Source organism: Chthoniobacterales bacterium (assembly GCA_018883245.1).
Taxonomy (GTDB): domain Bacteria; phylum Verrucomicrobiota; class Verrucomicrobiia; order Chthoniobacterales; family JACTMZ01; genus JACTMZ01.
In genome coordinates this window covers 1-13,836 of the sequence record VEQL01000052.1, presented here as the reverse complement: position 1 = coordinate 13,836, position 13,836 = coordinate 1, and the positions used below count along the sequence as shown (strand labels likewise).

At 60.3% G+C, this 13,836-nt stretch carries 11 protein-coding genes, 1 pseudogene and 1 riboswitch; of the genes and pseudogenes, 4 read left to right on the top strand and 8 right to left on the bottom strand.

Annotated elements, in window-relative coordinates; all coding sequences use genetic code 11:
- Positions 1-151: 151 nt before the first annotated feature.
- Positions 152-366: riboswitch (cobalamin riboswitch) on the bottom strand.
- A 99-nt stretch (positions 367-465) separates the two neighbouring features.
- Positions 466-723 carry a hypothetical protein gene (locus FGM15_12460; GenBank protein MBU3666669.1) on the top strand — a complete coding sequence of 86 codons (258 nt, stop codon included), beginning with the start codon at positions 466-468 and terminating at the stop codon, positions 721-723.
- Here FGM15_12460 and FGM15_12455 read toward each other — a convergent pair.
- From FGM15_12455 to FGM15_12435, 5 genes are read right to left on the bottom strand one after another with little or no spacing between them, the layout of a single operon-like run.
- Positions 720-1,505, bottom strand: a complete 786-nt coding sequence (locus tag FGM15_12455) for a VacJ family lipoprotein (GenBank protein ID MBU3666668.1) — start codon at positions 1,503-1,505, stop codon at positions 720-722. The two genes, FGM15_12460 and FGM15_12455, sit on opposite strands and share 4 nt — an antisense overlap.
- Entirely contained in the window at positions 1,502-2,080 is a 579-nt protein-coding gene (locus FGM15_12450; protein ID MBU3666667.1) for an ABC transporter substrate-binding protein, read from the bottom strand. Before FGM15_12450 ends, FGM15_12455 begins: the two co-directional genes overlap by 4 nt.
- The gene (gene mlaD / locus FGM15_12445) at positions 2,077-2,574 is read right to left on the bottom strand and encodes an outer membrane lipid asymmetry maintenance protein MlaD (protein MBU3666666.1); all 498 of its coding nucleotides are present in this window, start codon (positions 2,572-2,574) and stop codon (positions 2,077-2,079) included. The genes FGM15_12450 and mlaD overlap by 4 nt, the downstream gene beginning before the upstream one ends.
- Positions 2,571-3,416, bottom strand: coding sequence for an ATP-binding cassette domain-containing protein (locus FGM15_12440; GenBank protein MBU3666665.1), 846 nt, complete (start codon positions 3,414-3,416; stop codon positions 2,571-2,573). Before FGM15_12440 ends, mlaD begins: the two co-directional genes overlap by 4 nt.
- 3 nt (positions 3,417-3,419) lie before the next feature.
- Positions 3,420-4,196 (bottom strand): ABC transporter permease, encoded by a 777-nt coding sequence (locus FGM15_12435; GenBank protein MBU3666664.1) that lies wholly within the window; start codon positions 4,194-4,196, stop codon positions 3,420-3,422.
- A gap of 156 nt (positions 4,197-4,352) precedes the next feature.
- On the opposite strand from FGM15_12435, the gene bioA reads away from it, so the two are divergent.
- From bioA to FGM15_12420, 3 genes are all read left to right on the top strand, one after another.
- Complete coding sequence (gene bioA, locus FGM15_12430) at positions 4,353-5,588, top strand: adenosylmethionine--8-amino-7-oxononanoate transaminase (protein ID MBU3666663.1); 1,236 nt, start codon at positions 4,353-4,355, stop codon at positions 5,586-5,588.
- Between the two features lie 76 nt (positions 5,589-5,664).
- Positions 5,665-8,424 carry a pyruvate, phosphate dikinase gene (locus tag FGM15_12425; GenBank protein MBU3666662.1) on the top strand — a complete coding sequence of 920 codons (2,760 nt, stop codon included), beginning with the start codon at positions 5,665-5,667 and terminating at the stop codon, positions 8,422-8,424.
- A gap of 64 nt (positions 8,425-8,488) precedes the next feature.
- Positions 8,489-10,081 (top strand): endonuclease/exonuclease/phosphatase family protein, encoded by a 1,593-nt coding sequence (locus FGM15_12420; GenBank protein ID MBU3666661.1) that lies wholly within the window; start codon positions 8,489-8,491, stop codon positions 10,079-10,081.
- A gap of 30 nt (positions 10,082-10,111) precedes the next feature.
- Here the strand turns inward: FGM15_12420 and FGM15_12415 are convergent, their stop codons facing one another.
- The 3 genes and pseudogenes from FGM15_12415 to FGM15_12405 form a co-directional block, all read right to left on the bottom strand.
- The gene (locus tag FGM15_12415; protein MBU3666660.1) at positions 10,112-11,407 is read right to left on the bottom strand and encodes a citrate synthase; all 1,296 of its coding nucleotides are present in this window, start codon (positions 11,405-11,407) and stop codon (positions 10,112-10,114) included.
- A 75-nt stretch (positions 11,408-11,482) separates the two neighbouring features.
- Entirely contained in the window at positions 11,483-12,979 is a 1,497-nt protein-coding gene (locus tag FGM15_12410) for a succinate CoA transferase (GenBank protein MBU3666659.1), read from the bottom strand.
- Positions 12,980-13,460: 481 nt separating this feature from the next.
- Positions 13,461-13,836, bottom strand: a pseudogene (locus FGM15_12405) (site-2 protease family protein).

Here is a 13,836-nt window from a genome sequence, read left to right as displayed (position 1 = left end):
CTATTTTTCGCATCATCGGTTGTCTCTTCCTTGTTATTTGTGGGCAAGAGAGACCCCGATGGCGCGGCGCGATACCGCGGCAACAAAGACTGCTCCCGCACGCTTCATTTTTTGCGATGAAGTTTTTTCGCGCGAGGCCACCCGGCCACGCACGCGTCGAGGACCTGCAAGAAGATGTTCGGACTCCCGGTTTGTGATTCCCCGTGGAATCGCCTTTCCCCTCGCCTTCATCCGAAGTTTATCGGACTGGCTTTGCTCCCGTCTGCGCGGGATGGAGGATCGTGACCGGTAACCGCAGCGCAACTGTGGCCGGATCTCACGGCCTTCCCTTGGCTTGCTGGTCGGTCTCGCCCGGCGTTCGCCGGACGCTTGTCATGCAAAAGAACGAGAGCTTTTTTTAATTCCCCGCTGAGGCAGCGTCAATCCTGCTTGCTAAAAATCCGGCGCGCTCCCTCAATAAGTTTCATGCGCAACGAGCATGGCTGGACGCAACGCACGGAGGACGGCGAAAAGCGCGAGATTCGAGCAGTCAAAACGCAGGGCCGTTGGCGGCTGCAGTCCAAGCGCAAACACGACGAGAACTGGATATATCATGATGTGCCAGATCGCGCAGATCTCGAGGAATTGCGCGACATTCTCTGGCGCAAATACCAGCGTCGGCGTGCGTCGCATGAGGACGTCTTGCTTGCCGACAAAATGCTGGCGGATCTTGGCTCCGCCTAACGCTTGGCTGCGGCGTTGCGATATTGGATGTATCCCGTGCGGGCGGAAATGTAGGGATCGAGAGCGTCCTTGGTCGCAGCGTCGTAGCGATCCATCTGGTCGGGAACCGTGTGGGCACCGCCGGGTGCCGTGACACCGAGCGTCCAAGCCGCGCCCGGAAATATCAGGCTGACCCAGGACAAGGGATTGAGCGCGGCGTCTCCCGCCGTGCCAACCAGTTCGCGGCAGGTCGTAGGGCCAAGCACGGGAAAAACGAGGTAAGGTCCATGGGGAATCCCCCACTTGGCGAAAGTCTGGCCGGTATCCGCGCGGGGCACCTCGGCCAACGCGGGAATTTTGTCGGCAGGAGTCATCACGCCGCCCACCCCCGCCGTCGTGTTCACAAGAAACTTGCCCGTTTCCTTGGCCGTCCGATCGAGGCGTCCTTGCAGCGTGTGGTTGACGAAGCGGACCGGGAAGCGGACGTTGTCATAGGCGTTGCGGATGCCGCGCCGGACCAGTTCCGGGAATATGAACTCGTAAGCTGTCGAGAAAGGCTTGCCGATGTAGGTGTAGAGTTGGTGATTCACCCAGAAAACACCACGGTTCACCGGCTCTATGGGATCGGAAACCTTGACCTCGGCAGCGTTGTCCCAATCGTCTTCCCCGGCGACCGATTTCCCGTCGGACGAGGTTGCATTCACGGGCGCGGTGGCCGGCGCTTGGTGCGAAGATTTCCCGGCGCATCCGACGACCGCGAACGGCAGCGCGATGCCAACGGCAAATAGCAGGCAGCTTTTCATGAGTTCCCGACCGAAGCTTTGAGCGAGTCCAAAACCGCGACTGCCCCGCCCTTCTTGAAAAGCTCGTCGAATTGGGCGCGGTAGTTGGCTACGAGACTGACGCCCTCCGCAAGAATGTCGGTGACCACCCACTTGCTGCGGTTCTCGAGCCGGTAAGTGATGATGTAGCGGCTGCCCTTGTAAATGGTTGTTGTCGGGATCTCCACCTTGTCTGGCGAAGGTGATTTGGGCTTGAGGAAGGAGATTTCCGGTTGCTGTCCGGGCGTGAACTTCTCGCTGTAACTGCGAATGATCAGCTTGGTGAACATCTTGGTCGCCTCGGCCTGCTGTGCGGCGGAAAATTGACGCCAGCCGGGGCCGACCGCGCGGCGGGTCATCGCGTCAAAGTTGACGCATCGTTCGAGGATCGGCTGCAACTGGTCTGCCATGCTCCGCCCGCCTTTGGTGTCCTTCGTGACGGCGAGAACTTCATCGATGTATCCGCGCAACGTTGTTTCCGCATCTCCTATGGAATCGGCAAAAGCCGGAACCGCAAGGGCGAGAGCCGTGCTCAGCAAGATCGCGAGTATTTTCATTCCCGGACCTCCTGTGAATCAGCGGCCTTGTCGCCGGCCTTTTCGTCTTTGACGTTGCCGAAAGCCATTTTGCTGATCAGCGATTCGAGTTCGATGGCGGATTCGGTCATGTCTATGCGAGTGCTTGGCTCGAGAAAGTTTTCTTCCGCGCCCGGGGCCAAGGCAACGAATTTGTCGCCGATCAGGCCGGAAGTTTTGATCGAAGCCATGGTATCGCTCGGAAGGCGCACATTCGAGAGAACCCGCATCTGGACGATCGCGCTGTAATCACCGGGATCAAGGCTGATGTCCTCGACCCGTCCGACCTTCACTCCCGCCAGCATCACGGTGGCGCCTTTATTCAGTCCACCCGTGTTGGCGAAGCGCGCTGCGATGGGATAAGTGTCGGAGCCGACAATGGCGCCGGCACCGAGCTTGACGGTCAGGTAGCACAGCGCCGCCAGACCGAGCAGCACGAACAGGCCGACGCCCAATTCCAGACGTTTTTCCCTCATAAGTCTTCTTCCCGCCCAAGATCGCCGCCGCCGCGCAGGACGTCCAGCGCGGAACGCAGGGCCTGCGGACTGTCCCGGAAGGAACGCACCACCGTGTTTGCCGAGGACGCGAATTCTGCAGGCGTTCCGCAAAAACAAATCTCGCCGTGATGCAGCAGCGCGACGACGCAGCTGACCTCGAGCGCCTCGACCACATCGTGGGTTACGATCAGGGCCGTGAAGCCGAACACGGACTGGTATTTTGCGATCATCGAAAAAACCGCGTTGCGACGGAGCGGATCCAGCCCGGCTGTCGGCTCGTCGAAAAAAACAAGTTCCGGCCGGGTGACGATGGCGCGGGCCAAAGCAAGGCGCTTTTGCATGCCGCCGGATAGCATGGACGGGTAGTGCCCGGCGTGCTCGTGCAGTTCCAACTGCTCCAACGCTTCCATGGAGCGCTCCCTTATTTCCGAACGTCCGAGGCCGGTCGTCTGCTCGAGCGGCAGCGCGACGTTTTGGAGCGCTGTGAGGGAGTCGAACAGGGCGTTGCCTTGGAACAAAAAGCTGCACCGGCGGTGGAAGGCCTGTCGTTCGGCAGGGCGGCGGAAGTCCATGAGCTTTCCGTCGAAGAACACGCGCCCATCGTCCGGCTTCTCGACGTCGGCGAGACATTTCAGGAGGACGGATTTACCGGCGCCGCTCGGCCCCAGCACCGTGAAAATGCTTCCGCGCTGCACGGCAAAGCCGATCCCGCGGAGGACCGGACGCCCGCCGAATCCTTTCCGCAGACCTTCGACTTCGAGCAGCGCTCCGCTGCCGCTCGCAGCCTCCTTTTCGCTGTGTTTAGCGGCTACCTTTTCCACGGGTCAGATAAGGAACGAGGTGATCACGTAATCGGCGGCGAGGACAACGATGCTCGAATAAACGACGGCTTTGGTCGTTGCCGCACTCACAGCACGGGCACCGGTCGCGCCCCGCACGCGGTGGGCATGGAATCCCTGGTATGCGCAGATGCTGATGGTCAAAAGCCCGAAAACCAGCGCCTTGAGCAGGCATTCGCGCACATCCTTGCTTTCCACGGCCCGCTCGACCGACGACCAATAAACGCCGGAGTCCACGCCCAGCAGCAAGGAGCCCGAAAGACTTCCACCCCACAGCCCGACGGCGACAAACAGCGCGGTCTGCATGGGAAAAACGACCAAGCAACTGAGTAGTCGCGGGCTTACTAAGTAGCCGTAGCTGCTGACCCCCATCGTCTCCAAAGCCGCGATCTGTTCGGAGTTTCGCTGGATGCCCAGTTCTGCGGCCAAAGCAGATCCCGCTTGTCCGACGAGCATCAGGGCCGCGAGCACCGGCGCCATCTCGCGGACAAGGCTCAAGGACACCAATGCACCGAGCAAACCCTCCGAACCGAACCGGCTCAGCACATGGTAACCCTGCAGGCCCAGCACAAGCCCGGTGAAGAGGCCGACGATGAGGATAACCGGCAGGCACCGAGGCCCCTGCTCGTTGATTGCGCGGGCCACGCGGCCGGCCAAGCGCCGTGCGGAAAATGCGCCGGCCAGCGACAGCGCGACAAAGATCGAGTAGTCGCCCAGTCCCCTGATGCGCGCCAAGGTGAATCTGCCGATGCTGACAATCATCACGCACCGCTATGGCACAACGCGGGGCTGTTGCAAAGCTCGCCGTGCCGCGGCTTGTGCAGCGGGCGCGGAACTTTATGCTCTGCGACTGTGTCGGCATCATCAGAAAAACTCTCCTCCATCGACAAAGCGCACATTTGGCATCCCTTCACCCAAATGCGCGATTGGTGCGCCCCCGAACACGAACCTTTGGTCATTACCGAGGGGCGCGGCAGTGTGCTAACCGACGCCAAAGGGCGCCGCTATCTCGACGGCAACAGCTCCATCTGGACCAATATCCACGGCCACTCGCATCCGCACATCGTCAAGGCCATCCAAACGCAGGCCGCGCGTCTCGCCCACAGTTCGTTTCTCGGGTGCACGAACGAGCCGGCGATTCTTCTGGCGGAAAAACTGGCAGGGCTGTTTCCGCGCGAGACATTGACCCGCGTTTTCTACTCGGACGACGGATCGACCGCCATCGAGGTCGCTCTGAAAATGGCCGTGCAATACAATCAGTTGACCGGTGCGCCCCAACGTTGCCGCTTCGCCGCGTTCGAGAACGCCTACCACGGCGACACGGCCGGCGCCGCCAGCATCGGCGGCATTGCCGCTTTTCATCAGCGCTTTGCTCCCCTCCAGTTCCCCGTCCTGCGCGTCCCGGATCTCGCATCGCTCGATGCGCTCGATCAGGAAAGTTTGGGCAGTCTCGCGGGCGTGGTCATTGAACCGCTCATCCAAGGCGCCGCGGGTATGCGAACGTGGCCCGCGGGACTGCTGCGCGAACTGCGAGCCTGGTGCGACCGCAACGGCGTGTTCCTGATACTTGACGAGGTCATGACCGGTTTCGGGCGCACGGGATCCATGTTCGCCTGCCAGCGCGAGGACGTCCTCCCGGACTTCATCGCCCTGGCGAAAGGACTCACGGGCGGAACGATGCCGCTGGCAGCCACGCTGACCACGGAAAAAATTTTCGCAGCATTTCTCGGTGATTATGCCGAGAGAAAAACGCTATTTTACGGTCACAGCTATTGCGGCAATCCGCTCGGTTGCGCTGCGGCTCTGGCGAGTCTGGAGGTCTTCGAGATGGAAAACACTTTGGAGCGCCTCCAGCCCAAGATGCGCCTGATGGGCGAATTGCTCTGCGAATTGGCCTCCGAAAAAAATGTCGGCGACGTGCGCCAGTGCGGGTTCATGGCCGGCATCGATGTGTCTCGCGAAAAAGGTGCCCCCTACCCGTGGCAGGATCAGACGGGGGCGAAAGTTTGCATGGCCGCCCGCCGGCATGGCCTCCTCACGCGGCCGATCGGCGACACGATCGTGCTCATGCCGCCGCTTTGCTTCACCGACCGGGAACTGCAGGCCTCGGTGCATGCCATCCGTCAGGCCATCCGCGAAGTTTGCGGCGCCTGAGGGTGTCTTGTTTTGACACCCGGGCGACGTCCGGATATTTCTGTTTGTTCTTTCGCAAACTATCCAGCGACTACTCATGAGCAAAACCTCGAAGAAAAAGGGCGGCAAAAAAGGCAAGGCGCCCGCGGCAACCAAAGGCAAATACGTTTACTATTTCGGCGACGGCAAGGCGGACGGCGACGGCAAGATGAAAGCCCTGCTCGGCGGCAAAGGAGCAAACCTGGCCGAGATGACACGCATCGGATTGCCCGTCCCGTGCGGATTCACCATCAGCACGGAAGTCTGCACCTACTATTACGACCACAAGCGCACTTATCCCAAGCAGCTCGACGCGCAAATCGACGCCGCCGTGGTCAAGATGGAAAAGTCCATGGGCAAAAAGTTCGGCGACGTGAACAACCCGTTGCTCGTGGCCGTTCGTTCCGGCGCGCGGGACTCGATGCCGGGAATGATGGACACCATTCTGAATCTCGGCCTCAACGACGCCACGGTCGATGGCCTCGCCCGACTGACGAAAAACGAGCGCTTCGCCTACGACTGCTACCGCCGCTTTATCCAGATGTATGGCGACGTGGTGATGGGCGTGCAAAAGCGCCCCGGCGAAGAACACGAGCCGTTCGAGACGGTGATCGAAAAACTCAAAGCGGAACTTTTTCCGGGTGATCCGCATATCAGCGACACGGCCCTCGATGCGGACGCGCTAAAGGAGTTGGTGAAGCGTTTCAAGGCCCTGGTGAGAGAGCGCACAGGCAAAACATTTCCCAACAATCCTCGCGAGCAACTCATGGGTGCGGTGGGTGCGGTGTTCGGTTCATGGAACAACGAGCGGGCCATTGTTTACCGCCGCAAATACAACATTCCCCACGAATGGGGCACGGCCGTCAACGTGCAGGCCATGGTATTCGGCAACATGGGCGACACCAGCGGATCAGGCGTTGCGTTCACGCGCGACCCTGCCGCCGGTGTGAAAGTGCTTTACGGCGAGTTTCTCGTCAACGCGCAGGGCGAGGACGTCGTTGCCGGTGTCCGCACGCCGGAGCCCGTGTCCAAAATGGACAAACAACTTCCGCAGGCCTTCAAGCATCTCCTCAAGGTCCAGAAAATCCTCGAGACCCACTTCAAGGACATGCAGGACTTCGAGTTCACCGTCGAGGACGGCAAGCTTTTCATGCTGCAGACGCGCAACGGCAAGCGCACCGGCCTGGCCGCGGTCAAAATCGCGTGCGACATGGTCGCCGAGAAGCTCATCGACTGGAAAACGGCGGTGCACCGCGTTCCCGCCGAGCAGCTTGACCAGGTTCTCGCGCCGATTTTCGACCGCGACGCGGTCAAGGCGGCGAAGGTGATCGCCAAGGGCCTGCCCGCCGGTCCCGGCGCGGCCTCGGGTCGCATCTATTTCAATGCCGAGCGCTGCGTCGAAGCCGCAGCCAAAGGCGAGAAGGTCCTGTTGGTCCGGGTGGAGACCTCGCCCGAAGACCTTCGAGGCATGATCGCTGCCGAGGGTATTCTCACGGCCCGCGGAGGCGTGAGTTCTCACGCCGCGCTCGTCGCGCGCCAGATGGGCAAAGTCTGCGTCTGCGGCGCCGGCGCCCTGCACATCGATTACGGCGCCAAGACGCTCCGCGTCGGCGACCACACCTACAACGAGGGCGATTATCTCTCGATCGACGGAACAGCGGGTGAAGTTTACAACGGAAAAATCAAGACCGCGCCCTCGGAGATCATCCAGGTCCTGGTCGAGAAGTCTCTCAGTCCTGCCAAGAGCGCGATTTACCGCGACTTCGAGCAACTCATGAAGTGGTGCAAAAAAGCCACGCGTCTCGGCGTGCGCACCAACGCAGACACGCCGGAACAGACCGAAAATGCCGTGGCCTTCGGGGCCGAAGGCATCGGCCTTTGCCGCACCGAGCACATGTTCTTCGAGGGCGACCGAATCGACGCGGTCCGCGAGATGATCCTGGCCGAGAAAAAGGAGGATCGTCTCAAGGCTCTTGCCAAGCTCCTGCCCTACCAGCGGGAAGACTTCATCGGCATCTTCAAGGCCCTCAAGGGACTCCCGGCAACCATCCGCCTCCTCGATCCGCCGCTCCACGAGTTTCTTCCGCACGATCACACGCAGCAGAACAGTCTTGCGGACAAGATGGGAATCAGTGCGGACAAAGTCACCAAGCGGGTGCACGAGTTGCACGAGTTCAACCCGATGCTCGGTCACCGCGGGTGTCGCCTCGGCATCAGCTACCCGGAAATTTCCGAGATGCAGGCGCGTGCGATCTTCGAAGCCGCCGCCGAAGTCCAGAAGAAGGGCATCAAGGTGCGCCCGGAAATCATGATCCCGCTCGCCGGATTCCAAAAAGAGCTGAAGCTCCAGATCGACCTCATCCACCGCGTGGCTGCCGAGGTGGCGAAGGAGAAAAAAACCAAGTTCGACTATCTGGTCGGCACGATGATCGAGGTCCCTCGCGCGGCACTCATCGCCGACGAAATTGCCTCCGACGCCGAATTCTTCAGCTTCGGAACGAACGACCTCACACAGACCACGCTCGCCATGAGCCGCGACGACTCGGGAAGTTTCCTTCCGGTTTACCAAGATCTGGAAATCGTGAAGAAAAACCCGTTTGCCAGCGTGGACAGGGCGGGTGTCGGCAAACTCATGCGAATGGCGGCCGAACTCGGCCGGAAGACGCGCAAGAAAATCAAGCTTGGCATCTGCGGCGAGCACGGCGGCGATCCCGACAGCGTGGAGTTTTGCCACGAGATCGGTCTCGATTACGTGAGCTGCTCGCCGTTCCGGGTGCCGATCGCCCGGCTTGCGGCTGCTCAGGCTGCGTTGAGCTGACAATAATATCGGGATTTCCCTCCCGTTCTCCCGTCCTGCGCCACACGCAGGACGGGATTTTTGTTTGAGCGCGCGGTCGGAGGCGCCCATTGTCACCGTCATGTCGCGCCGCGGGATTTTCGCCGTCTGCAACATGGTGGCAACAGTCTTGCTCCCGCTGTCCGCAGTATCCGCGCGAGAATTCTCCGTGCTGACCTACAATGTGGAGAATTTGTTCGATGCGGACAAGGAGGCCATCTTCGAAGACTACGCGGAGACGGGGGCGCCGAATGACTATTCGCCGTCGAAACTTGTCAGGAAGCTCCAGACCATCGGCAAAGTCTTGAAGTCTTTCAATGGCGGCAAAGGCCCGGAGATCGCCTGCTTCAACGAGTTCGAGATGGATTTCACGCCGGATTCCAAAGTGGTCGATTACGACGCATTCCTGGGCAAATACAAAAGCACAACGGTGGAGAAAATGCTGACCACCGGATTGAACGACGAGGTGCGCGGGCTTCCTGTCGAAGCACTCTTGCTAAAATACCTCAGCGACGAGGGAATGACCGGATACCACGTGGCGATCGGTGATGATAAACCGGATTTCGCCGCCTTGGCGCTGGACGACCGGAAGATCCACAAGAAGGGCCACAAGAACGCGGTTTTCAGCAAGTTTCCAGTGACGAAGAAACGCAGCCATCCGACACCCGATGCGCGTGACATCCTCGAAGTGACGCTGGATGCCGAAGGCCATCCCCTCCACGTCTTCGTCAACCACTGGAAATCCGGAGCCGGCGATTTCAACTCCGAGCAAAGCCGGCGCTTCAACGCCCGCACCCTTCGCGGGCGTTTGGACGATATCCTGCGGGAGGATCCGTCCGCCGACATCATCGTCACCGGCGATTTCAACAGTCAATACAACCAGTCGCAGGCTTATCCGTTCATGGGCGAGACGGGCTTGAACGACATCCTTGGATCGCAAGGCGACGAATCGGCCACTGCCTCGGCCCCCGGCTTTTCGCTTTACAACCTCTGGCATGAGCTTCCTGCGGAGCAAAGGCGCTCCGATCATTTTGCCGGCAAGTGGGGCACGCTCATGCAGCAGATGATCACGCCAGGCCTCTATGATTCGAACGGCGTTCAATACGGGGACAACTCGTTCAGCGTTGTCATGCTAGACGGCGTCAATACGCGCACACCTCTCCGTCTTCCGCGGCGCTGGAGCAACGCGGGTGCGGGCGGCGGAGCCAGCGATCATTTTCCCGTGGCATCACGATACAGAACGGTCGAAGAGAATGACAAAAATGCACGGATCAAGCCGGAGAAGCCCGGGACGAACAACGGTCAAGCGGAGCCGCTGAGCGTCGGCTTCGAGGCTCTTCAACCCTCGCAGGTGGGGGAATTTTTAGCGGACGCCGCCAAGAATCCGGCGGCGCACATCGGCGAAATCTTTCTGGTGCGCGGGACCGTTGCAGGCCGCAGACCGCTTGCCGTGGAAGTCTCTGGCGCAAAGTTCCTGCTTTGGTCCCCCGATGTGGATCTCCGGAAACGCATGCAAAAGTTCCCGACCGGGTCCGGGGTGGAGTTCCTCGCGGAACTGGATATGCACAAGGGGCAATTCCAGTTTGTGGTTCAGGCGCCTCAGTGGCTGATCAAACGACCCGAGGCAAAAAGCCGCTGAGCCGTAGGCCTTGGAACCTGTCGAAAGGTCCTAATCCCCGCGGTCTTCGACCTCGACGTATTGGCGCTGCGGAGAGCCTGTGTAGATCTGGCGCGGACGGTGGATTTTCTGTTTTGTGCTGGTAGCCATCTCGCGCCAGTGCGCGATCCATCCCGGCATGCGACCTATGGCGAACATGACGGGGAACATATCCACGGGGATCCCGATAGCACGCAGAATGATGCCGCTGTAAAAATCGACATTGGGGTAGAGTTTGCGCGAGACGAAGTAATCATCGTTGAGCGCGACCTGCTCCAGGTGCATGGCGATATCGAGAAGAGGATCCTTCATGCCCATGGCGGCAAGCACACGCTTGGCTGTCTCGCCAAGGATGCGCGCGCGTGGGTCGTAGTTCTTGTAAACGCGGTGACCAAATCCCATGAGGCGCATTTCACCCTTCTTCACCGCCTCGACAGTCTTGCGCCCGTCATCGCCACTCTCGCGGATTTGCTCGAGCATTTCAACGACGGCCGCGTTGGCCCCGCCGTGAAGCGGGCCCCAGAGGGCGCTGACGCCTGCCGAAACGCTCGCGAATAGGTTCGCGCCGCTCGACGCAACCATGCGGACGGTCGAGGTGCTGCAGTTTTGCTCGTGGTCCGCGTGCAGCAAAAGAATAAGGTCGAGCGCGTCGGTGACTTCCGGCTTCGGATTGTAGTCCCGGTAGGGCTCGGAGAACATCATGTGCAGGAAGTTTGCCGCATAGCGCAGATCCCATCGGGGGTAAACAAACGGCAGTCCGCGCTTCGTGCGGTAGGACATCGCGGCCAGTGTCCGAACCTTCGAGATGAGAAGCGCCGCAGCCCAGTCGAAATGCTCGAGGTCGTGGGAGCGCTTGTGAGTGGTCATTTCCGGGTAGTAACACCCAAGCGTGTTGAGCATGGCCGAGAGGATGGCCATGGGATGGGAGTTGTGCGGAAAACCTTCGAAGAAATTCCGCATTCCCTCGTGCACGGAGGCGCTGGAAGCCACTCGTCCGCGGAATTTCGAGAGCTGCTTTGTAGTCGGAAGTTCGCCGTAAATGATCAAGTAGGCGGTTTCGAGAAAGATGGACTTGTCGGCAAGTTCTTCGATCGGATAGCCGCGGTGACGGAGAATTCCTTTCTCGCCGTCAATGAAGGTGATGTCGCTGCGGCAGGAGCCCGTGTTGGCGTAGCCGTCGTCGAAACTTATGTATCCCGTCTGGTCGCGCAGGGTGCGGATATCGATGGCTTTTTCGTTCTCGGTCCCGACAATCACGGGTAACTCGAGCGTTTTGCCTTCGATAGTCAGCGCGGTCTTCTGTTGCATGCGTCGTGACATGTTAACCCAACACAGCGGAAGCTGACAAACAAAAGGACTTCGCCGGGCAGAATTCCCGGGCAATCACTGCGCCGAGATGCGGGCTTTGCGCATATCTCCGTCGACGAGGAAGGCGCGGTGAAGCGCATAGGCGTTGTCGAAGGATTGGGGTGTATGGGCCTCGCCGCCGAGTTTGAGGTATTCGCGCAACATCGGGCGGTAATCCGCGTGGGCGCAGTTTTCGATGATCAGCTGCGCGCGCTCGTGCGGCGACTTGCCGCGCAGATCTGCCACGCCGTTTTCGGTGGCGATGACCTGGACGCTGTGTTCGCTGTGGTCGAGGTGGGACACCATCGGCACGATGGGGCTGATCTTGCCTCCTTTGACCGATGACGGACACGTGAAGATGGAGATGTAGGCGTTGCGGGTGAAGTCCCCCGACCCGCCGATGCCGTTCATCATCTGCCGACCCATAACGTGCGTGCTGTTGACGTTGCCGTAAAGATCGAGTTCGAGCGCCGTGTTGATCGAAATGATGCCGAGGCGACGGACGATTTCGGGGTTGTTCGAAATTTCCTGCGGCCGGAGAAGGATTTTCCCGCGGAACTGCTCAAGATCGCGGTAAAGATCCTTCATCACGCCGTTGCTCAGCGTGAGCGAGGAACCGCTGGCGAAAAGAATGCGGCCGTCCCGCATCAGCTTCACCACAGAGTCTTGGATGACCTCGGTATACATCCGGAAAGGTGGGATACCGGGATTGCCTCCCATGGCGAAAAGCACGGCGTTGGCGATGTTCCCCACTCCGCTCTGGATGGGCAGGAACTCCGGACTGATGCGCCCCGCGCGCAGTTCGCCGGCAAGGAAGTCGGCCACGTTTTCTCCGATGCGACGCGTGACGTCGTTCGGTTCGTCAAAGCCGGCCACCTCGTCATCAAGGTCGGTCTCCACGACACCGGCAATCTTGGCCGGGTCGATATGTATCGTCTCGGTGCCGATGCGGTCTTCGGGATGGTATATCGGGATGTGCTTGCGCGTCGGCGGGTCCTCCGGTTCGTAAATGTCGTGGAATCCGCGCAGTGCGGACGGATGCCGTTTGTTCCGCTCGAGAATCACACGCTTGGCCTTGCGCAGGAAGGTTGGCGATGCCCCGACGCTGCTGGTCAAGGTCACCTCGCCCGACGGCTTCACGTCGCAGACTTCCACGATCGCCCAGTCCATTTCGCCGAGGAAGCCGTAGCGCACCGCTTGGGGCAACTGCGACAGGTGCATGTCGAAGAATTGGGTCTTGCCGGTGTTGATTCGTTTGCGGAGGTCCGGATCGCTTTGGTAAGGGGTGCGGAATTTGACCGCATCGCTTTGGGCAAGCACCCCGTCGAGCGAAGGGCCCGTGCTCGCCCCGGTGATTACGCCGATCGAAAAAGGCCGTCCGGCAGCATGCTCGGTCAGAGCCCGCTGCGCGATTTCCCTCGAAACAGCTTTGGGTGATCCGGCCGGGGTGAAACCGCCGAAGCCCACGACATCGTCAGTATTGATAAGAGAGGCAGCCTCGGCAGCGGTAAGTTCGGGAAATCCTGCGATCATCTGTTAAAGGACGAGCCCCCGCACCGCGCGAAGCGCACGGCGTCCGGGGGCTCAGTTATGAATTTATCCGCGGAACACCTCCGAGGCAATGTCAATAGTTGCCGCTCACAGGCAACGCAGAGGAAACTTTGTCGCGCCGCAGGATCCCGACCATTTGGTCGGCAGAATTCACGATGACAACGATGCCGGCGGATGAGGCACGGAAAACATCGATCGCTTGTGCGAGAGGCGCGTCCGCACGCAGGCTTGCCACGTCCCCCGCCATGATCGATCCGACATCGGCTCCTGTGCCGGATTGGATCGCCTCTGCCAACGTGGAAGCGGGCACCTTGCCCAAGAGACGAAGATTGCCATCGACCACGGGGAAAAATTCGGCGGGCTGCAGGATCGCGGCTTTCGCCGCTTCAATGACAGGCATGCCCGGGCTGAGCAGAAGCGGAGCAGGATCCATGAGCGACGAGAGGCGTGTCTCGTCCACGGCTTCCTTCATCAGGGCATAGGCCGCTTCCTGCTGAGCGCCGAAAAAAACGAAGATGGCGATGAAAAGCAGCATTGGATGACCGAACAGCCCGATAGTTCCGAAGATGACGGCGATTCCTTGGCCGATGACCGCCGCGATGCGTGTTGCGCGGGAGTGTTTCATCCGCAAGGCCAGCAGGCTCCGCAAGACGCGCCCGCCATCCATGGGAAAAGCGGGCACCAGATTGAAAACCACAAGCATGACATTGATGGCCAAAAGATCGCCCAAGAGGTCCGACTCGCCTTGCGCCACCCGCGCGAGGTCCTCGCTGCCAAGAAAGCGCCCCATCACCAGCCAGAGACCAAAGGCGATGACGACATTCACGGCGGGCCCCGCT